Genomic DNA, 26,472 nt, shown 5'->3' on the forward strand with positions numbered 1-26,472 from the left:
ATGAGAGCAACTATTTTAATTATTGATGACGATGAAAAAATTATTTCTATGTTACGTCGCGGATTAGCTTTTGAAGGATATGAAGTGTTGACCGCTTCTAATGGAGCAGAAGGTTTAAAACAAATGTTAGAAAATGATCCGGCTTTGATGGTATTGGATGTCATGATGCCACAAGTCGATGGATTCGAAGTATGTCGTCGTGTACGAGAAGCAGGCAGTTCTGTGCCTATTTTGATGTTGACAGCGAAAGACGAAGTAGAAAATCGTGTCAAAGGGCTAGATGCTGGCGCAGACGATTATTTGGTTAAACCATTTGCATTAGAAGAAATGTTAGCACGGGTAAGAGCATTGTTACGACGCAAACCTGAATCAGAAGCTTCTACGAGCACACGCCTTGCTTTTGAAGATTTAACGATTGATCCAGATGCTCGTGAAGTGACTCGAGATGGAAAACGTCTAGAATTAACGGCTAAAGAATTTGAATTACTTCATTTATTTATGCAAAATCCAAAACGTGTGCTGTCCAGAGATTTGATTATGGATAAAATTTGGGGTTATGACTATAGCGGAGAATCAAACGTGCTTGAAGTTTATATTGCTATGCTTCGTCAGAAAACAGAAGAGCATGGTGGCATACGTCTGATTCAGACGATTCGTGGTGCCGGCTATATTTTACGAAATAACAGCTAGAGAATGAGGGAGCTGACAGTATGTCAATACGCTTAAGGCTGACGGTATGGTACTCGGGGATACTGGCAGTGACTTTAATGCTTTTTAGTATAGCGATTTATGGATTTGTGTATTTCAATACGTATCAAGATTTACAGAATCGTCTGGTGGATCAAATTAGCAAAACACAGATTATAGTGAGCGAAGTAAATAATGAGCAGATTGATGTGTTTTTATCACCGAAAGATCATGACCGTTTGGCAGACGCTGGCTTTCGGGTGAAGCTCAAAAATTACACCAATGGAATTAACAACAATATCAACGGTACTTTTTTGCAAGCTCCTGCTTCTAATAAAATACCTAACGAATTAAAGCAAATTCAATATAATGATCGTACCTACTTAGTCGCTTATGGTGGTATACCGTATGAAATCGATAATCAAACAAAAATGGTGGGCGTTTTAATGGTTGCGGCAGATATGACCGATGCTCGTCAGTTATTTGATGATCTGCGAGTGACGTTGATTGTAGGATCATTAGCGACATTGTTTATTGCGTTTACGTTAGGTCTATTTCTAGCGCGCAAATCGATGGCTCCGATTGAAAAGGTTATTGATGCGGCGAGTCAGATTCAAAAAGGAAAAGATTTAAGTGTACGGATCGATTATGATGGACCTCATGATGAGATTGGTCAATTGATTAGTACGGTAAATGGAATGTTAGGCAGAACCGAAGTATTTTATAAAGACTTGGCAGAAGCTTATGCTGCTCAGCGCCGGTTTGTATCTGATGCGTCCCATGAGCTACGTACTCCATTAACTACGATTCGTGGTAATGTTGATTTGTTGCAAAAAGCATGGAATAAAAAGCCTCATGAAGCTCCTCATTTAGATGAAGAAAGTCTAAAGCAATTGTCGATGGAGTCGATTAACGATATTGCAGATGAATCCAAACGGATGAGTCGCCTTGTAAATGATATGCTTTCGTTAGCTCGGGCTGATGCCGGGCAGACGATCGTGATGGAGAGCTTGCCTGCTGGCGCTCTTTTGGATGATGTGATGAGACGTGCACAGTTTATTCCTCACAAAGCAACATGGCAACCAGCGAACACTGTGGCTTTAGACGACTATCATATTTATGGCAACAAAGATTATTTGCAACAAATGTTGTTTATTTTTATTGAGAATGCTTTTAAATACACCAAAGAGGGTACAGTATCTCTAGATACCGTGTTGTATCAGAATCAGATCGGGATTCGAATCAGCGATACCGGAATCGGTATGGATCAAGAAGAAGTGCCTCATATTTTTGAACGATTCTATCGAGCAGATGAATCGCGTGGAGTAACACCAGGAACAGGCTTGGGCTTATCTATAGCCAAATGGATTATTGATGAGCATGCGGGTTCTGTAGAAGTGGTCACCGCCAAAGGCAAAGGAACAACCTTTGTGATCTGGCTTCCACTGGCAGCTGTACCAGCCCAAAATAAAGCTGAACCTGTATTTGATGCAGAGCCTGAGACCGAGATTCCTGATCCCCCAAAACCAGAATAGACAACAGGTAGCAAACAATAGTAGCTTTTTGTGACTGTGTTTGCTACTTTCCTTTCCCGTGCCCTATCAAATGGGTTATAATGAAGTTGCTATTGCTTCTTTTGCAAGTTAAGCCAACCCTAGAAAGCAGGTGTACCCCTTCATGGAAATTGTAAAGATTGCGCCGCGTGGGTATTGTTATGGTGTAGTAGATGCTATGGTACTTGCTCAGCAAGCTGCCAAGAACCTTGACTTACCACGGCCTATTTATATACTCGGTATGATTGTGCATAACAGTCATGTCACTCAATCGTTTGAAGATCAAGGTATTATTACTTTAGATGGACCGAATCGTGTAGAAATTCTAGAGCAAGTTGAAAGTGGAACAGTAATTTTCACCGCTCATGGCGTTTCTCCTGAAGTTCGCCGTCTGGCTCGTGAAAAAGGATTAACTACTGTAGATGCAACATGCCCTGACGTTACACGTACGCATGATCTGATCCGTGATAAAGCAAGCGAGGGTTATCAGATTATCTATATCGGTAAAAAAGGTCATCCTGAACCTGAAGGTGCGATTGGTGTTGCACCGGATCAAGTTCATTTGATTGAAAAAGAAGAAGAGATTGATCATTTAGAGATTCCAGCAGGCAAAATTGTGATTACCAATCAGACCACAATGAGCCAATGGGATATTCGTTTGATTATGAAAAATCTTCTGGAGAAATTCCCGGGAGCAGAAGTGCACAATGAGATTTGCTTAGCGACTCAGGTTCGCCAAGAAGCGGTAGCTGAACAAGCCGGCCAAGCAGAGCTTGTAATCGTTGTAGGTGACCCACGTAGTAATAACTCTAACCGTCTAGCACAGGTATCTGAAGAAATCGCAGGCGTTACTGCTTATCGTATCTCTGATATCACAGAGCTCAAACGTGAATGGTTAATTGGTAAAAGTAGAGTGGCTGTTACAGCAGGTGCATCGACGCCAACTCCGATCACCAAAGAAGTGATTAACTATTTAGAGAAGTATGATAACGATGACGAATCCACATGGGAAATGGTAAGAACTGTAGATCCTAAACGTTTGTTACCACCTGTACGTGAGAAAAAAGGCAGAACAACCAACCAACCTGTCCGCCACTGATGGACACTGTCCACGAATAGATATACAAAAAGTGCCTAACCCTTGATGGGAAAGGCACTTTTTATTTTTTTATTCTTTATACTATGCGTACAAGATTTTGTACTATGACACTGCTTGACATGTCTTATAGAGTGCTGTATATTTACTTTAGTGATTAAAAGCTTAAAAGCGAACAAGCGTCTAAGTGATGATGCAAAATACAAATAAATATCTCATATTTCAGTCATTTTATATAGTTGTCTATTTAGGTGTATATCATCACCAACCACACAATGAGAGGAAGATCAAATATGATCGTTATCGTATCGAACCAAACACCGCAGGAGCAAGTAAAAGAGATTACCAACGTGATTGAACAAGCAGGATTACAAGCACACATTTCTCGTGGAGCAGATCATACTGTAATCGGACTTATTGGAACAGCTGAGCCTCGATTAATGGAACATTTAGAGCAGATGAAAGGTGTAGACAAAGTAATGAAAATTTCCAAATCCTACAAATTAGCCAGTCGTGACTTCCATCCTGAAAATACAGTTATCCAAATTGGAGATGTATCGATTGGTGGCGGAGAACTCGTCGTTATGGGCGGTCCTTGTGCAGTGGAATCCGCAGAACAGATTGATGAGATTGCTCGTCTAGTCAAAGCGGCAGGTGGACAGGTATTACGCGGGGGAGCATTTAAGCCTCGTACAGGACCATATAGCTTCCAAGGTGTAGGTGTTGAAGGATTGATTATGATGGCAGAAGCAGGGAAGAAACATGGACTGCTGACGATTACAGAAGTCATGACACCAGAGTATGTTGATATCTGCGGACAATACGCTGATATTTTGCAAGTAGGTACTCGTAATATGCAGAACTTTGATTTGTTGCGCAAATTAGGAGAAAGCCGGAAGCCTGTATTGCTCAAACGTGGATTCAGTTCGACGTACGATGAATTTTTGAATGCGGCTGAATACATTCTAGCAGGTGGTAATCCTAATGTAATGCTCTGTGAACGTGGTATTCGTACGTTTGAGACGTACACTCGTAACACGCTTGATCTATCGGCTATTCCTGTTTTACAACAATTGAGCCACTTACCTGTGATTTCAGATCCAAGTCATGGTACAGGCCGTCGTGAACTGGTAGAGCCTATGACCAAAGCTTCAGTAGCAGCAGGTGCAGATGGTCTGATTATCGAAATGCATACCGATCCAGATAACTCGATGACTGGTGATGGTGTTCAATCTTTATTTCCGGATCAATTTGCCAAATTATTGCGAGAGCTAGAACAGTTATCTCCGCTTTTGGGGAAAACATTTGCTACAGCTAAAGCACCAGCGGCGTTTTTTGAATCCTCTGTGCAAGTATAGTATATTTAAATTAACCGAATATTATTTAAAAATGAGTTGATTTGAATAAGGATACGTCTGCATAAAAGTAAAAATGGCTTTTAAATAAAATACCTGATTTTCATGTTAGGTATGGCTGGAATATACTGCTAATTTAGAAAATGATGTAAGGTTTAAAAAACAGCTCACTCATTCCGATTTTTAATTGACGGATTGACGAGCTGTTTTCTTTTTTGGTAAGCTATGAGTGTAAGCATATCTTACATAAATTTTAGAGATATGTAAAAAGGCTATTGACGATGTAAGGTTTTACGATTTATAATGACGACAGAAAAAAAATCGAGAGAATGAACATTCGACATCGAAAAAGAGTGTAATGTTCGGAAATTTGGGGAGGAAAGTACAAATGGCGGTAGAAAACGTATTGAAGCTTGCACAAGAAAACAACATTGAGTGGTTTGATTTTCGTTTCGTGGATTTGTCTGGTCGTGCTCACCATATCTCATTGCCAGCTAGTGAAGTGGATGAGGATACTTTTGTAAATGGTGTTGCGTTTGATGGTTCTTCAATTCCTGGGTTCCGCGGTATTGAGGAGTCTGATATGGTTATGATGCCAGATCCGGAGTCCGTATTTATCGACGCTTTTACTGCTCATCCAACGTTGAACATTATGTGCAATATCTTCACCCCGGACGGCGAGCGTTATGAACGCGATCCGCGTGGTATTGCAGAGAAAGCTGAAGAATATCTGCAAACAAGCGGTGTAGGAACAGCAGCATTTTTTGCTCCTGAATCTGAGTTCTTTATCTTTGACGATGTACGCTACCAAAGCGATGTGAATGTATCCTCTTACTCCGTTGATTCTAACGAAGCATTCTGGAACACGAACCGCAAAGAAGATGGCGGTAACCTTGGTTTCAAAATCCGTAAAAAAGGCGGATATGTTCCAGTAGCTCCTGTCGATTCTCAACAAGATATTCGTAGCGAAATGTGTCGTTTGCTTGAAGAAGCAGGACTTCGCATTGAACGTCATCACCATGAAGTAGCTACGGCTGGACAAGCAGAGATTAACTTCCGTTTTGACACATTGAAATTAACAGCTGATAACTTAATGAAATACAAATATATCGTGCATAACACAGCACAACAATATGGCAAAACAGCAACGTTTATGCCTAAACCTTTGTTCGGTGATAACGGTAGCGGTATGCACGTTCACCAATCTATTTTCGATGGTGATACTCCTTTGTTCTACGAAAAAGGTGCTTACGCAAACTTGAGTGAAATGGCATTGCATTATTTGGGCGGTATCTTGTACCACGCTCCAGCATTGATCGCATTGACTAACCCAAGTACTAACTCTTTCAAACGTCTTGTACCTGGTTATGAAGCACCGGTTAACTTGGTATTCTCGAAAGGTAACCGTTCAGCAGCAGTTCGTATTCCTATTGCATCTGTAACACCTAAAGGTTGTCGTATCGAATTCCGTACACCAGATTCTACAGCTAACCCTTACCTTGCGTTCTCTGCAATGTTGATGGCTGGTCTTGATGGTATCAAGAAAAAAATGGATCCTCGTGAATTAGGATATGGTCCTTTTGACAAAAATATTTATGAATTGCCAGAAGAAGAAAAAGAAGGTATCCGTAGTGTTCCAGCATCATTGGAAGAAGCTTTGGATGAGTTGGAAAAAGACTTTGACTTCTTGCTTGAAGGCGATGTATTTACAAAAGACTTTATCCAAAACTATATTTCATTCAAACGTGCAGAAGCGAAAGACGTTGCAATTCGTGTACATCCACACGAGTTCAGCTTGTACTACGATTGCTAATTATTACTTATTTCTAAAGGTAGATCGTAGAGATAATGTAATCAAAATCCTCCGGAACATCTTTTCCGGAGGATTTTTATATGAGTTCAAAAATAAAACGATTACATTCCTGTTTGTTCACAGAATTGGGTTCAACTCACAATTTCAAGTGACAAAAGACACTTGATCACCCCTAGAATAGCTGATATCATAGCGATAATCATTTAGCACAAACCTAACATACCAGCGCTTGGCACCATAAGCGCGACCCGTAAAATGAGAAAATGATTTTTGCAAAGCAAAATATCTGACAACCAGCGCTTGGCACCATAAGCGCAAAGTGAAATGTTGAAATTGAAAGGGTGGAGAACAACATGACAAAAAGAGCGTACAATTTTAATGCTGGACCGGCTGCATTGCCTTTAGAAGTATTAGAGCGTGCACAAAAAGAATTTGTGGATTATCAAAATACAGGAATGTCTATTATGGAGATGTCACATCGTGGCGCAGTATATGAAAAGGTACATAGCGAAGCTCAGGATCGTCTGTTGTCCTTACTAGGCAACCCGGAAGGTTATAAGGTACTATTTTTACAAGGAGGCGCTAGCACTCAATTTGCTATGATTCCGATGAATCTATTAGCTGAAGGCCAAACAGCAAGTTTTGTAGCTACAGGCAGTTGGGCAAGCAAAGCATTAAGCGAAGCGAAGTTGGTCGGTGATACAACCGTTGTGGCTTCTTCAGAAGCAGATAAGTATATGAAGCTTCCTGATCTGTCTCAATTGGATCTGCCAGCAAATACCGCTTATGTGCATGTGACTTCGAATGAGACGATTGAAGGCGTACAATTTACAGAGTTCCCGGATACAGGAGATATTCCTTTAGTAGTAGATATGTCGAGTGATATTCTAAGTCGTCCATTGGATATGAGCAAATTCGATATGATCTATGCAGGCGCACAGAAGAATCTAGGGCCATCAGGAGTAACCGTAATTATTGCGAAAGAAGAATTAATTACAGAATCTCCTAAGCATATTCCATCGATATTCCGTTACAGCACGCATACCAAAAATAATTCGCTATACAATACACCGCCTGCTTTTTCGATATATATGGTAAATGAAGTCTTAAAATGGATTCAAGAAAAAGGCGGACTTGAAGGTATTCAGCGCGAAAATGAAGCAAAAGCAACACTGATCTATGATGCGATTGATAACAGTAATGGTTTTTACAAAGGGGCGGCTGAACTTGAAAGTCGTTCGATCATGAACGTTACATTCCGTCTAGCATCAGAAGAATTGGAAAAAGCATTTGTTAAAGCTTCGGAAGAAGCAGGATTTATTGGTTTGAAAGGTCACCGTAGTGTAGGTGGTCTACGTGCTTCGATCTATAATGCTGTTCCTTATGAAAGCTGTAATGCTCTGGTCGAATTTATGAAGGAATTTCAGAGTAAAAATGGCTGAATGTACTAAGGAATGACAGCCTTCCCCTCTGGGAAGGCTTTTTTAAAAAAAATTTCCAATTATTTTTGTCAAAAGCTGTCGCATTTTACCGAAATCGGTTATAATCAAAAAGAACTATATAAAAGGTGGAAATAAACCTATGGCACTACACATTGTACTCGTTGAACCTGAAATCCCGGCAAACACCGGCAATATTGCTAGAACATGCGCAGCTACAGGAACGCATCTGCATCTTGTACGTCCTTTAGGCTTCAAAACGGACGATTCTACACTGAAAAGAGCAGGTCTCGATTACTGGCATGCAGTCAATGTTGAATATCATGATTCTTTCGAAGAGGTTCAAAAGACCTACTCGGATCACCGTTTCTTCTATGCAACAACTAAAGTGAAAAATAGATACACTGATTTTCAATTTCAAGACGGTGACTTTTTTGTATTTGGTAAAGAAACAAAGGGATTACCACCTGAATTAATTGCAGCTAATGCAGATACAGCTATGCGTCTGCCGATGTCAGACGATGTACGTTCGTTGAATCTTTCGAATTCAGCAGCCATCGTTGTATATGAAGCGCTACGTCAGCTTAACTTTTTGCATTTGGATTAATAGCATTTCATAACTCTGTATCAAAATTTTGGTAAGAATTAATAAAAGTTAGCAGGATTAAAGAAGTAAGTGGAGAAATAAATGAAAGTAATAAAGTATAGTGAATATATAGCTGATATTCCAAATTTTATAATCACTTATTGTCTTCACTACTTTAATCCACAAAGTATAAATATTAGCGAGGTGTATATTAGTATGAAACCAGCAGGCGTTGTACGTAAAGTCGATCAACTTGGAAGAATTGTATTACCGAAGTCGTTGCGTAAAAGATACCAAATGAATGAAGGAGATCCTGTAGAGATTTTGGTACAGGGCGACCATATTATTTTGGAAAGATATCGCCCGAAATGTGTTTTCTGTGGATCTATGGAAGAAGTAGGCGAATTCAAAGAACGTTATGTATGTGCTCAATGTATGGAAGAAATGAATTTAATTCCTAAAAATGCTTAATTTAATTAATAAAAGACATTTTAGATAAAAGAAACTTGTTTGTAGTCTCTTTATAAAATGGGCAATCAAAAAGAACCTTCCGGCACTGTATAGTGCCGGAAGGTTCTTTTTTGTCGTTCTTTATAGTATTTGTGGATGAACTAACTTGTTAGCACATTATTTGAAGAATAAAAAGTGTGTAGGTACAGGACGCAGATTCCCATCTGAAGGATGATTGATCACCCGTCCATTCAAAATCAGTGAAGTCGATCCGCCACCATCCAGATTATACGCATCCACAACACCCATTTTGTATAATTTATTTTGCAGTTCAACCAGTGTAGCGCCTGAACTTCCATTTTCATTATAACCATCTGCAACGATTACAATGATCTGATCGTCTTTATATTTACCAATAACTGTGCGGGGTGCACGTAAAGGCGAAGCTTTCCATTTGGCAGGAATCGGTACCTTTTTGCCATTTTGAATCAATACCGGAACAAAAGAAGCACCAAACGAAGGATCTAAAGCATCCAGATTCGCTTTGCTTGTAAATTTACCGCCAATCAGTTGCCCTGTCTTATTCATACCGACAAAAAATAAGTCTTTGAATGTCGATTGAAAGCCATTGATATATTTGCCATTCAGTACTGTTGTACTTAAAGGATAACGTTTGCCACCACCGTCTGCAAAACCGCCAGCATTAATACCGGCAATAGCTCCTGAACGCTGAACTGCTGTTAAGGTCGTTTCTGCGCCACCCCATGAATCTTTACCGAGGGTCATATTCATCGCAGAAGGCTCTTTCAGCTTAATTTTCATAGCATAGGCTTTGTATGTGCCCGGATTTAGACGATACAGCTCAATATTGATGCGCTGACTGTTCACTTTCTCAGAAGCTGCACCTAATTTGGAAGTGATCCGCTTATTGTAAATTTGTTCAGGCTTACTGGCTTGTGAAGAAGCAGTCTGCACAATATGAGACATCGTTGATGTGGTCTGATTGTATAGCTTGGTGGTGCGTTCAATAGACGATGAAGTCTGGACAGCTACTTTTTCAGCTTGTTTCAGGTGAGTTAGAATTTGTTGAGATTGATCGCTAAGATGATTGACCGGTGCATACTTTTCGATATCCAAAGGAACAGCTACCTGATTGGATTGAAGCAACATAATAACTAATAACCCGGCAAAAGGCGCTGTCGCTAACATCAATAACCGATTGATTTTTTTGGCACGTATACTCATTTCAATAAATCCATTTTCTTTTGTAAAGTATTGAGTTGCTTTTGGACTTCATTCAATTGAGTGTACAATTTGTTGCTGTTATCGGTTTTGCTGCTCGCATTATCTTTTGTAAAAGTAAGCAGTTCGTTAAACGAATCCACTTTACTTTGCAAAGCGGTCATTTCTTTAGACATTTCATTTAATCGACTTTCATAATCACTTTGCAATAATGAAATCTGTCGCTCTGTATCAGCTTTGATCGATGTGATCATCTGTTGCTTCATATGATTGCTATATAAGTAGGCGATCGTTGCACCCAGCGCTATAATCAATATCCAAAATACCAGAAACCATTTGGCAGAGGACCCTTTGTTGTTCTGATGTCGCATCGTTGTACGGGAAGAAGACTCTGCTTTAGAATGCATATTTATTCACCTCTATAAAGCTTTTTATTTTTGACCAAAATCCATTTTAACATGTCCAATATAGCTAGTCTATCTTCCTAAAACTAATTTTAAATTTTACGTATCTAATTCTTCTATTATCCAATTCTCGCATGAGACAACATCCACAAATATCCAAAAAACGTTAAAAATCTAACGAAAGATGCCGATATCAAGATATAAGTTAATAATCAGTAACTAATAATGTTTTATAAAGGGGGAAGTATCAAAATGGAGGACATTTGGAAGGTTATCATCATTGATAATCATCCGGCGCTGATGCTTGGAACAAAAATGATACTAGAAGAGACAGCCCATTTGAGTGTTATCGGAACTGCAAGTTCTGTAAAAGATGGCGTCGATTTGGTAGCTAGTGTTCAACCTAACCTTGTTTTACTAGATGATGCATTACCTGAAGGATCGGTTCAATTATATTTGCGCCAAGTAAAACAAGCGAGTCGAGATAGCCATGTGATCGTGTTGACCAGCGATAATAATTTATCCTTATTTGCAGGATTAATGAGTATGGGTGCTAGTGGCATGTTATCTAAAGAATCTTCGCCTGCACAATTGTTGCATTTAATCAGTAGTCTACGTCAAGGATCAACCGTTATTCCTCTGTCATGGCTTCATCAAGGAGTAGTTCCTATTCCTGCTGAAATTCCTACCGATGGTTATTTTGATCTTTCCAAAATCGAACACACGATTATGATCCAAATTACACAAGGGTTTACATACGATAAGATCGCTTATATGATCCGTGTGAGCCGACGTTCTGTTGATAACTATTTACGCAAAATATATAACAAACTTGGTGTGAACAGCCGCGCTCAAGCGATTGAAAAATACACGTTATATTCGCATACTGCTTCGTTCAATACAGCAACGATGAACAACATGATCACACCGCCTGAAAGTATCGTTCCAGTAAAAGAGGTTGCTCTCGATTAAAGTTCAGGTGTATGATCTTGAAAAAGCATCGTACAGGAGGCTGGAGCGGTGGAATTTTCTTTTGCAGCAAGTGTGAGTAATATGCCTTCATTTTCAGTCAGGTCGATTGATAATAGACAGCGCCGAGAATCATGGATTTCGCTCGCTGAAGAATTACCAGCAGAAGAACTTTTTCCATTGGCACAATTAGGAGAGGCGGCAGGGGCTGTTTTTTCAGCAGGTCCGCTTGTTCTTCAGTATGGAGAAGCAGCTGGTTCATTAGCTTTGCGTAATTGGCTCAATACCCGCTGGCAAATCGATCAGAAATTAAATGTAGATCCTGAAGATATTTTGTTAACATCAGGTAGTCAGCAGACGATAGATTTGTTAGTGCGTATTTATGTGGATCGGGAAGATACAGTATTGGTTGAATCTCCGGCTTCACCAGGTTGTCTGCAAGTGCTTCGTCTACAAGGGGCAAATGTGATTCATGTGGATTGTGATGAAGAAGGTATGATTCCAGAAGATCTAGAACGATTGATTGTAGAACATGGTCCTAAGCTATTGTGCGCTTCACCAAGCTTCGCTAATCCTACGGGAAGAGTATGGAGCTTAGAGCGTAGACGAGCCATCCTAGAGCTTTGTAAGCGATATACATTGTTGATCGCAGAAGACGATTCATACGGAGACTTACGTTATGGATTGGAATCGGTTCGTTCTTTCCGCCGTCGTTATCCAAGCTTGTTTCAATTGGATCGGGAGCAAGGAGGCAATCATGTTCTTTATATCGGATCATTTAGTAAAACGATCGCACCTGCTTTACGGGTAGGTTGGGCAGCAGGAGATCCGCGATTGATCGAAGTGATGTCAGCTGCCAAGCAAACCGCCGATTGGCAATCCAGCTCAATGAATCAGGCGATTTTGTTACGTCTGTTACAATCGCCACGCTTCAATTGGGATAATCATATTACGATGTTGAATCGTGAGTATGAGATTCGACTCAAATTAATGCTTGAATTGCTCAAACGTCCTAACTGGCATGGAACCCAAGTAGATGTGCCTTCAGGCGGAATGTTTTTGTGGGCAGCATTGCCAGATCAGTTAGATGGCGAAGAACTGTTAACAAGAGCGATGACCAAAGGCGTTTCATTTTTACCAGGTGCCCGTTGTTATGCTAGTGATGAAGGTAAAAGTGCGATTCGTCTTAACTTTACCCATCCCGGACGAGATGAGTTATTACTTGGCATGAATCTGATCTCTGAATGCATTGCTGAAATGAGAACTCAAAGTCACTTCTGATTCTCGACAACATGCGCATATTGTTCCAAAGCAAGCTTACCGGCTAGAGTTAATTGATAACTACCACGAGCAACCCGCTCAAACCATCCATAATGATTGCGCTGCATTATCGTTGCTGTAGTACCGACACCGCTTCGCTCACGCAATATCCGTGGTGATAGATAAAGGTCGGTACCAAAAGCAGAAGCGATTCGCAGCGCTTTTTCACGATAAGCGGTTATCAGAGGTGTGCCTGTACTTCCACCTAGATTGTAATCTCCGCTTCGTTCAGCAATTTCTTGTAACAACCTTTGTTTGCGACTTCCACGGCGAGCAGGTCGAACAGGCTTAGAAGATATCGCTGGACTACATAATATCTCGACAAAGGGAGCTTTTGTTTTGTACAAAGTCACGACAATTAATCCTAAGCCCAATCGGTGACACAATTCAGCGATTTCACTCCAGCGCTGATTGTGTGCTCCTTTTTTGGCACGATTTTTTTCAACAGCCAGATAGACATTGGAGCTGAGCTTAAGTCGTTCGATCCCTTGTAGAAGTAAAGCGATATTGAATGTTTTTTTGATCTCGATAATCAGGGGTTCTTGATCTTGTTCTCGTATACCTACCAGATCGCAATGCCTTACTTCGCTTTTGATATCATATCCTTGAGCTGTAAAGAACTGTTTGATTGGAAGATAAAGTTCGGTTTCTCGTTGTACAGCCACGATGTTCTCTCCTTTTAAATACGTACATCTTTTATCCATAAAATAGCACGATGTTGAGTCTTATGTTCGACAGTATAGCATAGGATGATCACAAGATAGAAGCGCTACAAAAACAATACAAAAGAATGAAATAGGTTATAAAAATAGTTAGTGATTGCGTACTCTATTTTGAATGAAATTTTATGTTAGGTATTAGCTATATTTTACAATAAAAGGTAAGATACGAATAAAATCATAGAGATTGATAATCAATCAAAAAGGAGGTATTACACATGATCCAAGTATCCAAGCAGCGTCAACAACAACTTCAATATATTGGCTTAACAGAAGCTGATTTGCAATTACTGCATCATCATTATGATTTATTTGTCAAAGTCGTTGATGAGGTTGTTGATCACTTTTATAATCATATTGAGCAATATCCAGCCTTGCATGAGATTATTAAGCAAGCAGGTTCTACGATTGATCGACTGAAGCAGACACAACGAGATTACTGGATTTCACTAGCGGCAGGCACGGTAGATGAAGAATTTATCGAGCAAAGACTTAAGATTGGTCGTATTCACTCACGAATCGGACTAAATTCGGATTATTATCTAGGTACGTATATGACGTATACCGATATTGCAACGGTTGTATTAGAACGTGAAATTCCTGATCAATGGATCAAAGTACTGCATGCGTTGACTAAGATGTTTAATCTGGATTCCCAATTGGTGCTAGAAGCATATGGTGAACGAGAGCAACACCGTATTCAAAATATGGTCAATCAAAAAGAACATATGCTGACGGCTGTCACAGAAGCTGTTAATCGGATCAGTGAGATGATTGTCAAATTAAATGATAATGCACGTGTGATCTCAGAATCAGCAGATCAAATGGCACATTCACAAGAAAGTTCATTGCAACAGATGGACGAGCTAGGGCATGAAGTCAAAGAGATTAGTAAAGTAGGAACAGTGATGCGTGAAATATCGGAACAGACGCATCTGTTAGGTCTTAATGCTTCAATAGAAGCGGCTCATGCTGGTGAATATGGTAGAGGATTCAGTATTGTAGCGCAAGAAGTACGCAAGCTAGCCGGATCATCACAAAATGCGTTACAAGATATTAGTCTGACGCTAAAAGTGATTATGAGTAAGCTGGATCAAGTACAATCTGAATTTGGCAAAAATGTAGAGTGGTCACGTCATCAAGCAGGACGTTCACAAGAACTAGCGGCTTTTGCAGATATGATTCAACAAGTAGCTTCTGAATTAGAACAATTGCAACATACAGAGTCAGCAGATTCGGCAGTTACTGTAGGAACAGAGATGAATCCCAAGCTTTCCTAAAAAATTTCAAAATTAATTGCAATTAAAAACATAAGTTCTTTGACATTTGGATATAACGGTGTATAATAAGAAAAGTGCGATTAATTTTATGAACGAAGGTGATACTCATGAAAAAAGAAGGACATCCTAAATTCCAACAAGCTATTTTTCTTGATCCAAGTTGCGGATATAAGTTCCTGAGTGGAACAACTAAAACTTCCGGCGAAACTATGGAATGGGAAGATGGCAACACTTATCAAGTGATTCGCGTTGATACTAGTTCTGCTTCTCACCCGTTTTACACTGGTAAACAAAGAAACGCAGACATCGGTGGCCGCGTAGACAAGTTCAACAAAAAATACGGCTTGAAAAACTAAGACGTACGTTGAACACCATTTCAAAACGTTTTCGACTGTTTTGAACCGTCATAAAAAGCGTACCTGTTCGTATCCTAGGATATGAATATGGTACGCTTTTTTTGTTGCCTTTTTATATAAAAGGTAAAGAATGATATGGGATGATCATGTTCATGTATCGTCATTCCCATGATCATCGTTGTGACTCAAAATTATAGGGACTCAAAATTGTATTTTGTCTTCTGGAAGCAATGAATGAATACGATGGAACCCTTCTTGTTCTAATCGTAGCGCCAGTCCATCGGTACGTGATTTGGTCGCATGAACAAGTAGTGCAGGTGGACTTTTGAGATCCAGTAACATTCGCCGTACATCAGGAAGCCCTTGATGGACTTTGTAACGGACATAATAGACTTTACAACCTTCACGTTCTGTATCGAGCAACAGTCTACGTCCGAAGCAACCATGCGCCAGATGCCCTGTAAAAATCACCGCATTATGTTCATTGTTTGCTATACGTTCATAATGTTGTTGTGCTTTGACCGATTGCATCATACCATCATCGGTAAATAAAATAAATTGCTGATATTGTGCAGGCAAAGTGGTGCGAGATAGTTCATCATCCATGACATACAGCAATGGGTGCTGAAGCAAACGTTCAATCCGTGCACATGCTTGTGAATGAAGCCAGTACGTATCGGCTGTAAATGAACGCAAGTTATTAAGTAGCCCTGCTTCGACAAGCAGAGGCGTGTTCGGATATTCTTCACTTGCCCATAACATGAGTTCTTGTCCCCGACCATAGACCGGTACAGGAAGCATCACCGATCCCTGCTGCCGAAGAGTCTCATCGATATGTCGCTTCAACTGGGTTAACTTATTATCTTGATGATCAGGGTCAACACCATACGCAGCATCAATAATTGCCATATCCAGATCAGGGAGAATACCCGGAATCGTTTGCGTTTTTGAGATTAATCGTGTCTGGTGCAGTGGACGGTCGGCGGCTAACAACTGGGATTCTGATGTATAATCTCCAGAAAAGAAAATATATTTATCATGCCAGCATAACGCTAACCAGATCGAACCGGGTAAATGTCCTGCTCGACCCCAGCACACACTCAGATGAGGCAATAAAGGGCTCCAGCTCCCCGGTGGGGCGATATCTTCCAAATAACGAAATTGGATACGCTGTTGATCTTCATCATCGTAAGGGCGTGTTGCTGAGCGATGATCGGTATACTTTTTCCAAGCTTCAAAATAAGCAGGTAATTGACCTACCGTAGCTCTAGTTGTCCAGACATCGCCTGTGTAACCATGCTTATATAACAAAGGTAATGCAATACAATGATCCTCATGAGCATGCGATAAAAAGACAGTCTGTAGACTAGCGACCATTTCATCCATATCAGGAGTGATCGGATATTGTCCATCGCCTTCTTTTTTGACACCATAATCAAGTAACAGACTCTGCTCCCCCTGTTGGAGTAGATAACTGGATCGACCATGTTCACCTGCACCGCCAAGTATAGTGAGTTCCATCATGATACTTGCTGCTTCCGATAAGCAGGTAACGTTTGTAAAATCAGCAGTAAGATTGTAGTAATCCCTACTGAAACGACAGCCATCGCCATTCCCATCGATACAGCTCCTTGTTCAAATTGAGCAAAAATATACGTTGCAGAAGTCTGCATGGATGGTGGCAAAATTAACAGGGAAGCCACCAATTCACGATTAGCAATCGTAAACGTCATTGTCCAACCTGCGATCATACCGGGAAGCAGTAGAGGCAGTAAAATACGACGGAATACATATAAAGGGTGCCCGCCAGAGATTGCACCGGCTTGTAATAAAATAGGATCAATCTGTCCATTGTTCGCTTTGACATACTGTAACGTATACGGCAAGAACAAAATAATATACGTTAAGACCACCATGCCATATGAATTGTAAAGAGGAATAGGCATCCACGGTGAATTCCAGAATAAGATCAATCCTACAACAATCACGATTCCGGGAACGGTATTCGGCATTAGACTGAATAGGTCGATTCCTTTTTGTGACCATCGTTTGCCCTGTCCAACTTTGAGTGCTAGAAATGTACCGATTAATACAGCAATCGTTGCAGCTATAAGGGAAAGGGTAAAGCTATTGATGAGTGCTTCCATACTCTCAGAACCAAAGCTTAATAAGTCTTTATAATGCTCTAACGTAAAGTTACCGACAGCTAGCCCTGTTCCGCGCAAGCGCAATAATGAAGCAGTAATCACAGAAAAGTAAGGAATACCAATAGAGGTAATCAGTAATATACTGATATACAACCAGCAGACAATTCCACTCCAACCACGCAGAGAATACTTTTTACTACGTGATCCTTTACCTCCTGTTAAGCGGTAAGAGTAACGACTACTTAATATACTTTGGATATACCACATCAATAGACATGCTGTTAAAAGTAAAGAAGCAAGTGAAGTCGCTTTGCCAAAATCAATCGGCCAACTGGAAATATATTTATGAATCTCAGACGTCATAACATAAAATCCGATTTTGCGACCAAAGGTAGCCGGCGTACCAAATTCAGCAATCGTTTTGACAAAGATTAATAGAGCACCCATCGCATAGCTAGACAATAATAACGGTAAAATAATGCGACGGAAACGATAGCCAAAGGAAGCACCGTGAACAGAAGCGGCTTCTTCTGTACTTCCGCCGATCTGTTCTAACGTATTGCGCAGAATTAGATAAAGAAAAGGAAATAGATGTAGGCTCATAATCATGACCATGCCACCAAAGCTGAAAAAAGCAGGTGTGATTTTGGCTGAAGCGGGAAGAATCTGCTCCATATAGCCGTTCTTTTGCATAAATAACATCCAACCCATAGAACCAATATAAGGGGGTGTCATAAAAGGGATCAGAAAAACAACATCTAACCAACGTTGTCTACCAATCGCTGTTTTCGCCATCATCCACGCTAAAGGTAGCGCCAGCACTGTCGTCGTGACAATCACACAACATCCCAGCCATAATGTACTGAACATCACCGAAGTAAGATCACTTTGACCGAGCAGACGCAAAGGAGCCATTAGATCAATTACACCATTCTGGTCAATAGCTGTTCGGAAAATCATCAGGAGTGGAAATACAATTAGTACGGCGAGCAGCAAAAATGCCGCAGCCGTACTGATTTTTTGATAAGTGAATAGAGTTCGATTAGTATTTGTTTTCATCATAGGATCACCACTTATTTATATAGGTTCGTAAATTTGGTTGTTGTTTCTTCGCTGTGTTCGCCCATCCAATCCCATTTCACAGGATATGTTGGAATTTCACTTAAGTTGGCACGATTGTCAGCAGTGATATCGGTTCTTCCTGGTAATAGATAAGCACTGGTTACCATTTGTTGTGCTTCATCTGACAATAGGTAGTCGATAAATTGCTTGGCTTGATCAGCATGTTGACTTGTTTTGATAATCGCCGCAGGACGTGGGCTAATGACTGTACCTTCTTTTGGATATACGATATCGACAGGTTCACCATCAGCTTTGGCTTTGTATGCCATGTAATCGACACCAGCAGCTACAGCTGATTTGGCTCCAGTAATGACAGGATCAAGTGCTTCTTGATTCGCACCTGCAATAGCAACTCCATTTTGTTGGTATTGTTCAAATAATGACCAACCTTTATCACCTTCAGCACTTAAATAACCTGTAATAAAATCAAGCGCAGATCCAGACAACGAAGGATCAGGAATATTCACTTTGTCTTTCCATTCAGGCTTCGCAAGATCTGCCCATGATGTAGGTGGAGTCGTCACTTCTTTGGTATTGTAGACAATGCCAAGAGCAGAAGCGCTATAACTCACATATTTACCTTCTGTATCTGACCAATCTTTGACTAATTTATCGTGATTAGCTGCTTCTGGATAAGCGAGTGTCATATCTTCTTTTGCTAATGCTTGCATAGATGGAAGAGAAGCGAGAACAACCACATCGACTACAGGGTTGGCTTTTTCAGCTTCCATACGGGAAAGGATTTTACCTGTTGTTCCCTGGAACATTTCAACTTTAATCCCTGTTTTGGCTTCAAAACCTGCTTGAATTTTTTTGGCTAATCCTTCAGGTCCTGCGCTATAGACAACCAGTGTACCTGCATCTTTTGCTGTAGAGGAACCCGCGCTTGATGCACCTGTCGAAGTGCTACAACCTGCAAGTGTTGTTCCCAAGATCGCTGTTAAAGCAAGCAGACTTCCTTTTTGCCACAATTGATTCCATTTCATTATTTATTCCTCCTAGAGTGGTTAAATCCATATTTAAATAGCCGATTACACAGAGACAGCATCGATCGTATGAACATGTTGTGCAGAAATATAAATATGGACCTGTTCACCGACAGTCATTCGTTCATCTTGATAAGCTGTCCAGAGTCGTTCTTCACCCATATCCAATAGAATTTCATAGCGATCACCCATATAGCTGACCTGTCGTATCATTCCATTATGTATATGTTCATCAGGCGAATGATTGCTCTGCCAGCGGATATGCTCGGGACGAACCATCTGATGTCCATTATCAATCCAATTGGAATGTCCAATAAAGCGAGCCACAAATGAATGAGTCGGTTGTCGATAAATTTGTTCAGGTGTTCCACGTTGTAAAATCGATCCAGACTGCATCACAATAATCTCATCAGACATCGCCATGGCTTCAGTCTGATCATGGGTAACATAGAGAGCTGTTACACCTAACTGTTGTACCAAATTCATTAACTCTGTTCGCATTTCATCACGTAAAATGGCATCTAATGCACTTAGTGGTTCATCAAATAGAATTAGACGTGGTTGCATCACAATCGCTCTTGCAAAAGCGACCCGTTGTTGTTGTCCACCTGATAGTTGATGTGGATAACGTTGTTCCATTCCTTGCAGACGTACTTGTGCCAGTGCAGTCATGACGCGTGCTTGAATATCTTTTTTCTGACCGGAAGCACGTAGACTGAAAGCGACATTTTCAAAAACAGTGAGATGAGGCCATAAGGCAAATTCTTGGAATACCATGCCGAATCCACGGCGGTGTGGAGGGACATTTTTACGTTGCTTGGAAGAGTACAGAATATCATTCTCGATTCGTAGCTCTCCTTGATCGGGCGTTTCAAGTCCAGCGATCATACGTAATAATGTAGTTTTGCCACAACCAGAAGGTCCGAGTAATGTTGTGAATTTGCCAGAAGCGATCACTAGATCAGTCGCTTGTAATGCTTGTACACCATCAAAAGACTTGCTGATCCCTTGAATCGTTAATGCTGTCATTTTGTATTCCACCTATCTTTGACGCTTGTTCATCGGCATGATTACTGTGTGCGAATACTGCCCTGAACTACTTTCTATATGTAGTATATCTGCTCAATTTGCACGGGGTATGTGGGGAATGTAAACGCAACATTAAGTTTATAGTGTGTTCCTTTTGACAATCATCGAATGTTTCTATGGTACGGTGGAAGAAAAGCAATGATGGGGGTTATACGATGAATTTGATCAAATTTCAAATAGTAGAATTATTAGACCGACATCACAAAATTACCGCTGTCGCAGATGAGTTAGGGCTCAAGCAACCGACAGTTACTTTTCATATGAAAAGCTTGGAAAAAGAAATGGGTGTTGCGTTGTTCGAATCCAGAGGTGGCAAAGTAATGCTCAAAGAACCGGGTAAAGCGCTACTTCATTATGCAGTTAAGATCAACGCATTAGCCGCAGAATCGAGAAGAGTGGTACAAGAATTTGGAGCATTGGAACGAGGAAATTTACGAATAGGAGCAAGTTATGTACCAGCGACCTATTTATTACCTTCTATTATAGATACATTCAGTCGTGCTTATCCGGGAGTGAGTATTTCGATTGCTGTAAAGCCTTCGCCTGTGATCAGAGAAATGTTGATTAATCATGAGATTGATCTAGGTATTATGCTGACTGAACCATTCGAACATCCTTCGTTAGTCAAAGGATTAGTCGATGAAGATGAAATGGTGGCTATTTTCGCGCCGGATCACAAGCTGGCAGACTATGAAGAGTTGCATATGGACACGCTACGTCAAAGCCGATTTGTTCTTCATGGTAGCGAATCAAGTACACGTCAATTGAGCAATCGCTGGATGAGTAGTGTAGGTGTGGTATCCGAGCAATATATGGAGCTCGATTCACCTGAAGCGATTAAGAAGTCGGTCATGCTGGGAGAGTATGTTTCTTTTTTATCCAAAATGGCTGTCGAAGAAGAGGTGCATCAAGGATTACTCCACATGCGACCATTACCGAATACGCCTTTTCATCGTTACATTTATTATGTGTATAACAGTCAACGTCATTATTCAGGGCTTATTCATCAGTTTGTGAAATATTTTAGTTAAGTGCAGATATCAGTAGCATCGAAAAAGTGATGAATAGCATATAGAAACTATAGATATCTTTTACGAAATGATCTATATCTGTTGATTCCGCTATCATTCTTCACTGTTACATTGGAGTAGTAGTCAAATGATATTCCACAGACAGGGGAGAATTTGCAAATGAATTTAGGATTGAAGCTCAGTAAAAAAGCTCCATTGGTATTGCTAAGCAGTGTGTTGTTCGCAGGATTGTATATTCCACAATCTACATCTGTTGTCGATGCCAAAGCCGCCAATCTCACACCAACGTATGAGGTTAAATTTATGCTGGATGATGATATTCTGAACAGCGACCTAACGATTCAGTCTGAAGTGAAAGATGCTTTTGATCTACCTGCAACAGCGCAGAAAATTGCGGTAGAGTATTTCGATACTAGTGATAAGCAGTTAGATAGTGAAGGTTGGAATGTACGTTTTCGCAAAAAAGCAGATAAAGATAATTTTGAAATGACGTATAAAAAGCGTTATAACATTGCTAACGGAAATATTGATGCGGCGTTAACTCTAGCGAATCAACAAGGATTTGATGCATCAGATACGAATTATGAAGCTGAAGTCGATTGGGGTTATGGTAAGCAGACGTTAAGTCTTTCTAATGATAAAAAGTCTAAAGCAACCACATCAGGAGCCACATTGCCAGCAGATAGCAAAGCATTGTCTCTACTTGTAGATAATCTTCCAGGGAAATTGAAAAAGTGGAAAGATGGATCAAGCTGGGGTGAAAAGCAGTTAAAAGTGTCTCGTGCTTATGGACCTGTAGTAGCTAGTAAATATGAAGGAACATGGAACGGAATCGATGTGGATGTTGAAATTTGGCCAATTCGCAATGCTTCAGGAACAGGTACAGAGCCAGTGATAGAGATTTCGTTCAAAACCGATGATTACAATACAGCAGCAGCAGATCGTCAACAATTAATGAATTATTTGAATCAAGAAGGTTGGTTAGTACCACAAGATTCACTCAAAACACAATTGGTATTAGATCGTTACTAAGAACATCTATTTAAAAATAGACAAAAAAAGAAGCACCCTGCGAGGTGCTTCTTTTGGTTGTTCTATTAGTATCCGCTGCGTTCCATATTGCCCATACCTGCGAATAATGCTGCACCGAAAACAAGAAAGATAACAAGGTAAATAACAATAACGATTGCTGCCCATAACAGTCCTGCTTTAGCATAGTTAGCTTTGGTAGGATGAGTACCGCCACCAAAAGCCCATACAAATAACATCACTAGATTGACAATTGGAATAGCTAACAATAAAAGTGTAAGCATCCATTCTTTCACACTGATAATAGAAGCAGGTGCATCCGGTTGCGCAGGCGGGTAACCATTGTTTTGCGAATTATAATCCAAATTTTTCTACCCCTCTCAATTATGTACTGAATATTGTGGAAACATGTAAAGCATCTATGATTATACAACTGTTACAGATATGTGACAATAGAGTAATGCAAAAGAAAATAGTTATATTTTCCATTTTTATCGACAAATCTATAAATGTATAGAAACATTCGATCATGACTAGACAGAAATTATATTTGTTGTATAGTATAGTTAATTGATCGGGATTAAATGTTTTAATCTATTGTTAGCTATTTATTTGTACAAAACTATTGCAAGTTACTAAAAGTATCTTTATAATGAGATATATTGAATGTTTGATGCAAGAAAGTTTTCAAATCTTGTTTTCATGGTTAAACATGAGAGTAGCTAAATTATACTAACAAACCAAAATCGAATAGAGATCTTCGGGGTAGGGTGCAATTCCCGACCGGCGGTGAACATTTTTTTACAAGTGAAAAAATGGTAGCCCGCGACTCATTTTTCGTTTTATAGAGGAATGACTGATCTGGTGAGAATCCAGAGCCGACGGTAAAGTCCGGATGGGAGAAGATCAACCGATAAGCATGCCAGTGTATTGTAAAATACAGTTGCAGGTTTATTTGATCAAGCCCCCGTTTATTGTACGTTGATAACGGGGGCTTTCCGTATGAGATCTCATATTCAAATTCTAATCACGTAGGGAGTTTGAATCATGGAAAATGCAAGTTATAACATCAAAACAGCATCATCAGCTAGACAGCGTCATATTAAAAGTGGATTTTGGCTTGTTTTTGTAGGCGCCGCTTTATGGGGCGTAGATCCACTGTTCCGAATTATTTTGCTGAAAACAATGACTTCAACTCAGTTGGTATTGTTGGAGCATTTGATTGTTTTTCTAGCGGCGGCTCCGGTATTATGGGTGAACCGTGCTGAATTAAAAGGATTAAAAATGCGCCATATTGGAGCGTTATTGTTCTTATCATGGGGTGGATCAGCAATTGCTACGATTCTATTTACGATGGGATTGGCTCATGGTAACCTCAATGCCGTCTTATTATTACAGAAATTACAACCCATCTTTGCCATCGTATTAGCCCGTATTATTTTGAAAGAAGTATTACCGCGTGGATTTGGCTGGTTATTTGCTTTAGCATTAGTCGGTACGTATATTTTAACTTTCGGATTCGCGATTCCGATTGGTCATATGAGTGAATTTGTACAGGTCGGTAGTTTATTTGCTCTAGGTGCAGCTGCATTATGGGGTGGATCTACAGTTATGGGACGCTTAATGGTGGGACAGATGAAATATGAGACCGTCACATCATTGCGCTTTATTATGGCACTACCATTATTGCTTGTATTAACGTGGCATGAAGGTGCAGCTTGGAGCCTATCTGCTGATTCTGGTGGTATCGCAGCGGTATCATTAAATTTGCTAGGTCAAGCCTTATTGCCGGGCTTGCTCAGTCTATTGATGTATTATAAAGGATTGTCGACTACCAAAGCTTCGGTAGCAACATTAGCAGAATTGAGCTTTCCATTAGTCGGTGTCATTATTAACTGGATCGTATTTGGACAATTATTAACATGGGCTCAATTGGTCGGATTCTTGTTAATCTGGGTAGCATTATTCTTTATTTCCAGACGTCAACAACCATCTGATGCCAAAACAGCAGTACCTTCTGCGTCATAAGCTCTGTTGTATCAAAAAGAATATGTTCATCTATCTATAATATAGTAATTTTAATATCAAAAATCCTGTCTACCTAGCGAAATTCCGCTATAGTAGACAGGATTTTTTTAGTTTGTATAAGACAGCGATGTCATAAGATATCGAATATTCAGTAGCTTGTCATCTCAAGCCTGAAAGCATTCTATATTTATTGAATACGTACTAGATCGAAGAAGTCTAACTCTCCATAACCATTTCCTTTACTAAAACGAATCGTATGATTACCTGCTGTCAACGATAGACGTTGCGTTGATAATCCCCAATTTTCCCAACCTTTATTCGTAATAAAAAAGTCTGTTGCATTATTGCTATCGACAGAAAGGCGCAGAGTAGACCAATCCAGTCCATCGGTGCCATTACCCGTACGTGCAGCTAGCATATAGGTTCCTGTTGTAGGAACATTCACAGAATATTGTACATAACTGCCTGTTGTATCAATATGACCTGCTTTGGACGATCCTGAACCATTAGGGCTTGAAGAAGCATAAGCTGCTCCGCCAAAAGTGCCTTGCTCGCCTTCATAACGGTTGCGCTCTGGTTCACCTGATGGAATAGCTATCTGTACATTCGGATTCAGTGGTTGACCAAATTGAGGTGTATTGTCTGTATTCCAGCTGAATTTCTGAGTGCGAATTTCTCGGTTCCAGCCTGAATTGTTAAATTTGGCAGCATGATATACAATCCAATCTTCTTTGCCATCAGGAGAAGTGGTAAATGAAGCATGACCCGGGCCATAGACTCCATTAGCAGAAGAGAATACAGGTTGAGCACGTTTGCTCCAAGCCGAAGGGCTTAATAAATTGCTGTTCGTCTGTGCTGTAATTAAGCCTAACGCATAATCATTCGTCCAACTTCCACTGGCAGAATAGATTAGATTAATGTTGTTGTTTTTGATCACCACTTGAGGGCCTTCATTGACGTTAGGTTGATGATTCGTTTCCCATGCATACGTAGGACGAGCAATTTCAACACGTGCAGAATCAATCGTCCACGGATTACTCATATGGGCAATATAAAGATTTTGTCTAACATTATCGGTTCCTTCCCAACCTGACCAGATAAAGTACAATTGTCCGTTAACTGATAGTGGAGTGCCATCGATCGCCCAGCGGTTCGTTGTATCGGTAATTTGACCTTTATCTACCCAAGTGCCTTGCATGGGATTACTGCTCGTATTCTGCATCACATACATACGATGATTAGCATTATCTCCATCGTCTTTGGCATAGTAAATATACCAGGCTCCATTAAGAAAATGAATTTCAGGCGCCCAGACATTTTGTCCACCTGTGGTAATTTCACGTTTTTCAGCAGCATCAATCCCGGTTAATGTTGAAGATTTCCAGATCGTGACATTGTTCCCTGTCGTTTTTGTGAAATAATAGAATCCATCGGTATGCTTATACATCCACGGATCTGCACCATCTTGCATAATGACATTATAAAACTGTTTTTGTACAGATGCTGCTGAAGCCATACTGATACTGGTACTCATAAGCAAAGTGAATAGCAAAAATAAAAATCCTCCTTTGATCATCAATCGACGACTGTTCATTGATTCAACCCCTTTGCATATTCTTAAAATAGAGAACGCTTACAATAGGAACTGTAACGCAGAATAGAGTTGTGGAACAGGACGATATTTTGGATGGATAGACATTCTATTGGAGATATTCAAGAGAGGGTCTGAATGAAGAGTTTAACCGTTTACACTTTGAGATCAAACAGGTAC

The 26,472-nt window shown here is 40.2% G+C and carries 24 protein-coding genes and 1 riboswitch; of the genes, 15 read left to right on the top strand and 9 right to left on the bottom strand.

The features are described from left to right. From PTI45_RS07290 to PTI45_RS07325, 8 genes are all read left to right on the top strand, one after another. On the top strand, positions 1 to 690 hold the full coding sequence (locus PTI45_RS07290) for a response regulator transcription factor (RefSeq protein WP_069326905.1): 690 nt from the start codon (positions 1 to 3) through the stop codon (positions 688 to 690). A 20-nt stretch (positions 691 to 710) separates the two neighbouring features. After that, on the top strand, positions 711 to 2,222 hold the full coding sequence (locus PTI45_RS07295) for a sensor histidine kinase (RefSeq protein ID WP_175425143.1): 1,512 nt from the start codon (positions 711 to 713) through the stop codon (positions 2,220 to 2,222). A 142-nt stretch (positions 2,223 to 2,364) separates the two neighbouring features. Further along, positions 2,365 to 3,339 (top strand): 4-hydroxy-3-methylbut-2-enyl diphosphate reductase, encoded by a 975-nt coding sequence (locus PTI45_RS07300; protein ID WP_069326906.1) that lies wholly within the window; start codon positions 2,365 to 2,367, stop codon positions 3,337 to 3,339. A 290-nt stretch (positions 3,340 to 3,629) separates the two neighbouring features. After that, the gene (aroF, locus tag PTI45_RS07305; RefSeq protein WP_069326907.1) at positions 3,630 to 4,694 is read left to right on the top strand and encodes a 3-deoxy-7-phosphoheptulonate synthase; all 1,065 of its coding nucleotides are present in this window, start codon (positions 3,630 to 3,632) and stop codon (positions 4,692 to 4,694) included. A gap of 385 nt (positions 4,695 to 5,079) precedes the next feature. Continuing rightward, complete coding sequence (gene glnA / locus PTI45_RS07310) at positions 5,080 to 6,504, top strand: type I glutamate--ammonia ligase (protein WP_069326908.1); 1,425 nt, start codon at positions 5,080 to 5,082, stop codon at positions 6,502 to 6,504. Between the two features lie 353 nt (positions 6,505 to 6,857). After that, positions 6,858 to 7,946 carry a 3-phosphoserine/phosphohydroxythreonine transaminase gene (gene serC / locus PTI45_RS07315; RefSeq protein WP_069326909.1) on the top strand — a complete coding sequence of 363 codons (1,089 nt, stop codon included), beginning with the start codon at positions 6,858 to 6,860 and terminating at the stop codon, positions 7,944 to 7,946. A gap of 139 nt (positions 7,947 to 8,085) precedes the next feature. After that, positions 8,086 to 8,550, top strand: coding sequence for a tRNA (uridine(34)/cytosine(34)/5-carboxymethylaminomethyluridine(34)-2'-O)-methyltransferase TrmL (trmL, locus tag PTI45_RS07320; RefSeq protein ID WP_069326910.1), 465 nt, complete (start codon positions 8,086 to 8,088; stop codon positions 8,548 to 8,550). Between the two features lie 195 nt (positions 8,551 to 8,745). Then, on the top strand, positions 8,746 to 9,000 hold the full coding sequence (locus PTI45_RS07325; protein WP_069326911.1) for an AbrB/MazE/SpoVT family DNA-binding domain-containing protein: 255 nt from the start codon (positions 8,746 to 8,748) through the stop codon (positions 8,998 to 9,000). Positions 9,001 to 9,156: 156 nt separating this feature from the next. On the opposite strand, the gene PTI45_RS07330 is transcribed toward PTI45_RS07325, so the two are convergent. Both PTI45_RS07330 and PTI45_RS07335 read right to left on the bottom strand, forming a co-directional pair. Next, positions 9,157 to 10,224 (bottom strand): phosphodiester glycosidase family protein, encoded by a 1,068-nt coding sequence (locus tag PTI45_RS07330; RefSeq protein ID WP_069326912.1) that lies wholly within the window; start codon positions 10,222 to 10,224, stop codon positions 9,157 to 9,159. Next, complete coding sequence (locus PTI45_RS07335; protein ID WP_069326913.1) at positions 10,221 to 10,628, bottom strand: hypothetical protein; 408 nt, start codon at positions 10,626 to 10,628, stop codon at positions 10,221 to 10,223. Before PTI45_RS07335 ends, PTI45_RS07330 begins: the two co-directional genes overlap by 4 nt. A 249-nt stretch (positions 10,629 to 10,877) precedes the next feature. Here PTI45_RS07335 and PTI45_RS07340 point away from each other — a divergent pair, with 249 nt between their 5' ends. Further along, positions 10,878 to 11,597, top strand: a complete 720-nt coding sequence (locus PTI45_RS07340; RefSeq protein ID WP_069326914.1) for a response regulator transcription factor — start codon at positions 10,878 to 10,880, stop codon at positions 11,595 to 11,597. A gap of 48 nt (positions 11,598 to 11,645) precedes the next feature. Further along, positions 11,646 to 12,875, top strand: a complete 1,230-nt coding sequence (locus tag PTI45_RS07345) for an aminotransferase-like domain-containing protein (protein ID WP_069326915.1) — start codon at positions 11,646 to 11,648, stop codon at positions 12,873 to 12,875. Here PTI45_RS07345 and PTI45_RS07350 read toward each other — a convergent pair. Further along, the gene (locus tag PTI45_RS07350; protein ID WP_069326916.1) at positions 12,866 to 13,579 is read right to left on the bottom strand and encodes a DUF2161 domain-containing phosphodiesterase; all 714 of its coding nucleotides are present in this window, start codon (positions 13,577 to 13,579) and stop codon (positions 12,866 to 12,868) included. The genes PTI45_RS07345 and PTI45_RS07350 overlap by 10 nt on opposite strands. A gap of 272 nt (positions 13,580 to 13,851) precedes the next feature. Here PTI45_RS07350 and PTI45_RS07355 point away from each other — a divergent pair, with 272 nt between their 5' ends. Further along, complete coding sequence (locus PTI45_RS07355) at positions 13,852 to 14,913, top strand: globin-coupled sensor protein (protein ID WP_069326917.1); 1,062 nt, start codon at positions 13,852 to 13,854, stop codon at positions 14,911 to 14,913. A gap of 107 nt (positions 14,914 to 15,020) precedes the next feature. Then, positions 15,021 to 15,269, top strand: a complete 249-nt coding sequence (locus tag PTI45_RS07360) for a type B 50S ribosomal protein L31 (RefSeq protein ID WP_069326918.1) — start codon at positions 15,021 to 15,023, stop codon at positions 15,267 to 15,269. A 201-nt stretch (positions 15,270 to 15,470) separates the two neighbouring features. Here PTI45_RS07360 and PTI45_RS07365 read toward each other — a convergent pair whose 3' ends face one another. From PTI45_RS07365 to PTI45_RS07380, 4 genes are read right to left on the bottom strand one after another with little or no spacing between them, the layout of a single operon-like run. Next, a complete protein-coding gene (locus PTI45_RS07365) occupies positions 15,471 to 16,793 on the bottom strand; it encodes an MBL fold metallo-hydrolase (RefSeq protein WP_069326919.1) in 1,323 nt (440 codons plus the stop codon). Beyond that, complete coding sequence (locus PTI45_RS07370) at positions 16,790 to 18,475, bottom strand: ABC transporter permease (RefSeq protein WP_069327096.1); 1,686 nt, start codon at positions 18,473 to 18,475, stop codon at positions 16,790 to 16,792. Before PTI45_RS07370 ends, PTI45_RS07365 begins: the two co-directional genes overlap by 4 nt. Before the next feature lie 14 nt (positions 18,476 to 18,489). Then, positions 18,490 to 19,524 (bottom strand): ABC transporter substrate-binding protein, encoded by a 1,035-nt coding sequence (locus tag PTI45_RS07375; RefSeq protein ID WP_069326920.1) that lies wholly within the window; start codon positions 19,522 to 19,524, stop codon positions 18,490 to 18,492. 45 nt (positions 19,525 to 19,569) lie between these two features. After that, positions 19,570 to 20,553: an ABC transporter ATP-binding protein gene (locus PTI45_RS07380; protein ID WP_069326921.1), complete on the bottom strand. Its 984-nt coding sequence runs from the start codon at positions 20,551 to 20,553 to the stop codon at positions 19,570 to 19,572. Positions 20,554 to 20,768: 215 nt separating this feature from the next. Here PTI45_RS07380 and PTI45_RS07385 point away from each other — a divergent pair, with 215 nt between their 5' ends. Both PTI45_RS07385 and PTI45_RS07390 read left to right on the top strand, forming a co-directional pair. Further along, positions 20,769 to 21,644: a LysR family transcriptional regulator gene (locus tag PTI45_RS07385; RefSeq protein ID WP_069326922.1), complete on the top strand. Its 876-nt coding sequence runs from the start codon at positions 20,769 to 20,771 to the stop codon at positions 21,642 to 21,644. A 159-nt stretch (positions 21,645 to 21,803) separates the two neighbouring features. Continuing rightward, positions 21,804 to 22,676 carry a hypothetical protein gene (locus PTI45_RS07390; RefSeq protein WP_069326923.1) on the top strand — a complete coding sequence of 291 codons (873 nt, stop codon included), beginning with the start codon at positions 21,804 to 21,806 and terminating at the stop codon, positions 22,674 to 22,676. 65 nt (positions 22,677 to 22,741) lie between these two features. On the opposite strand, the gene PTI45_RS07395 is transcribed toward PTI45_RS07390, so the two are convergent. Beyond that, entirely contained in the window at positions 22,742 to 23,038 is a 297-nt protein-coding gene (locus tag PTI45_RS07395; protein ID WP_217492691.1) for a hypothetical protein, read from the bottom strand. A gap of 387 nt (positions 23,039 to 23,425) precedes the next feature. Continuing rightward, positions 23,426 to 23,584, top strand: a riboswitch (FMN riboswitch). Positions 23,585 to 23,720: 136 nt separating this feature from the next. Between PTI45_RS07395 and PTI45_RS07400 the strand changes: the two genes are divergently transcribed. Beyond that, positions 23,721 to 24,701 carry a DMT family transporter gene (locus PTI45_RS07400; RefSeq protein WP_069326924.1) on the top strand — a complete coding sequence of 327 codons (981 nt, stop codon included), beginning with the start codon at positions 23,721 to 23,723 and terminating at the stop codon, positions 24,699 to 24,701. Positions 24,702 to 24,888: 187 nt separating this feature from the next. Here the strand turns inward: PTI45_RS07400 and PTI45_RS07405 are convergent, their stop codons facing one another. Continuing rightward, positions 24,889 to 26,295: a family 43 glycosylhydrolase gene (locus PTI45_RS07405; RefSeq protein WP_069326925.1), complete on the bottom strand. Its 1,407-nt coding sequence runs from the start codon at positions 26,293 to 26,295 to the stop codon at positions 24,889 to 24,891. Positions 26,296 to 26,472 lie beyond the last annotated feature (177 nt).

It is taken from the genome of Paenibacillus nuruki (assembly GCF_001721045.1).
GTDB lineage: Bacteria > Bacillota > Bacilli > Paenibacillales > Paenibacillaceae > Saccharibacillus > Saccharibacillus nuruki.

Bases quoted from the DNA above. Each gene is read 5' to 3' on its own strand.
- PTI45_RS07290 (WP_069326905.1), top strand. From the start codon at position 1: ATGAGAGCAACTATTTTAATTATTGATGACGATGAAAAAATTATTTCT.
- PTI45_RS07295 (WP_175425143.1), top strand. From the start codon at position 711: ATGTCAATACGCTTAAGGCTGACGGTATGGTACTCGGGGATACTGGCA.
- PTI45_RS07300 (WP_069326906.1), top strand. From the start codon at position 2,365: ATGGAAATTGTAAAGATTGCGCCGCGTGGGTATTGTTATGGTGTAGTA.
- aroF (WP_069326907.1), top strand. From the start codon at position 3,630: ATGATCGTTATCGTATCGAACCAAACACCGCAGGAGCAAGTAAAAGAG.
- glnA (WP_069326908.1), top strand. From the start codon at position 5,080: ATGGCGGTAGAAAACGTATTGAAGCTTGCACAAGAAAACAACATTGAG.
- serC (WP_069326909.1), top strand. From the start codon at position 6,858: ATGACAAAAAGAGCGTACAATTTTAATGCTGGACCGGCTGCATTGCCT.
- trmL (WP_069326910.1), top strand. From the start codon at position 8,086: ATGGCACTACACATTGTACTCGTTGAACCTGAAATCCCGGCAAACACC.
- PTI45_RS07325 (WP_069326911.1), top strand. From the start codon at position 8,746: ATGAAACCAGCAGGCGTTGTACGTAAAGTCGATCAACTTGGAAGAATT.
- PTI45_RS07330 (WP_069326912.1), bottom strand. From the start codon at position 10,224: ATGAGTATACGTGCCAAAAAAATCAATCGGTTATTGATGTTAGCGACA.
- PTI45_RS07335 (WP_069326913.1), bottom strand. From the start codon at position 10,628: ATGCATTCTAAAGCAGAGTCTTCTTCCCGTACAACGATGCGACATCAG.
- PTI45_RS07340 (WP_069326914.1), top strand. From the start codon at position 10,878: ATGGAGGACATTTGGAAGGTTATCATCATTGATAATCATCCGGCGCTG.
- PTI45_RS07355 (WP_069326917.1), top strand. From the start codon at position 13,852: ATGATCCAAGTATCCAAGCAGCGTCAACAACAACTTCAATATATTGGC.
- PTI45_RS07360 (WP_069326918.1), top strand. From the start codon at position 15,021: ATGAAAAAAGAAGGACATCCTAAATTCCAACAAGCTATTTTTCTTGAT.
- PTI45_RS07365 (WP_069326919.1), bottom strand. From the start codon at position 16,793: ATGATGGAACTCACTATACTTGGCGGTGCAGGTGAACATGGTCGATCC.
- PTI45_RS07370 (WP_069327096.1), bottom strand. From the start codon at position 18,475: ATGAAAACAAATACTAATCGAACTCTATTCACTTATCAAAAAATCAGT.
- PTI45_RS07375 (WP_069326920.1), bottom strand. From the start codon at position 19,524: ATGAAATGGAATCAATTGTGGCAAAAAGGAAGTCTGCTTGCTTTAACA.
- PTI45_RS07380 (WP_069326921.1), bottom strand. From the start codon at position 20,553: ATGACAGCATTAACGATTCAAGGGATCAGCAAGTCTTTTGATGGTGTA.
- PTI45_RS07385 (WP_069326922.1), top strand. From the start codon at position 20,769: ATGAATTTGATCAAATTTCAAATAGTAGAATTATTAGACCGACATCAC.
- PTI45_RS07390 (WP_069326923.1), top strand. From the start codon at position 21,804: ATGAATTTAGGATTGAAGCTCAGTAAAAAAGCTCCATTGGTATTGCTA.
- PTI45_RS07400 (WP_069326924.1), top strand. From the start codon at position 23,721: ATGGAAAATGCAAGTTATAACATCAAAACAGCATCATCAGCTAGACAG.
- PTI45_RS07405 (WP_069326925.1), bottom strand. From the start codon at position 26,295: ATGAACAGTCGTCGATTGATGATCAAAGGAGGATTTTTATTTTTGCTA.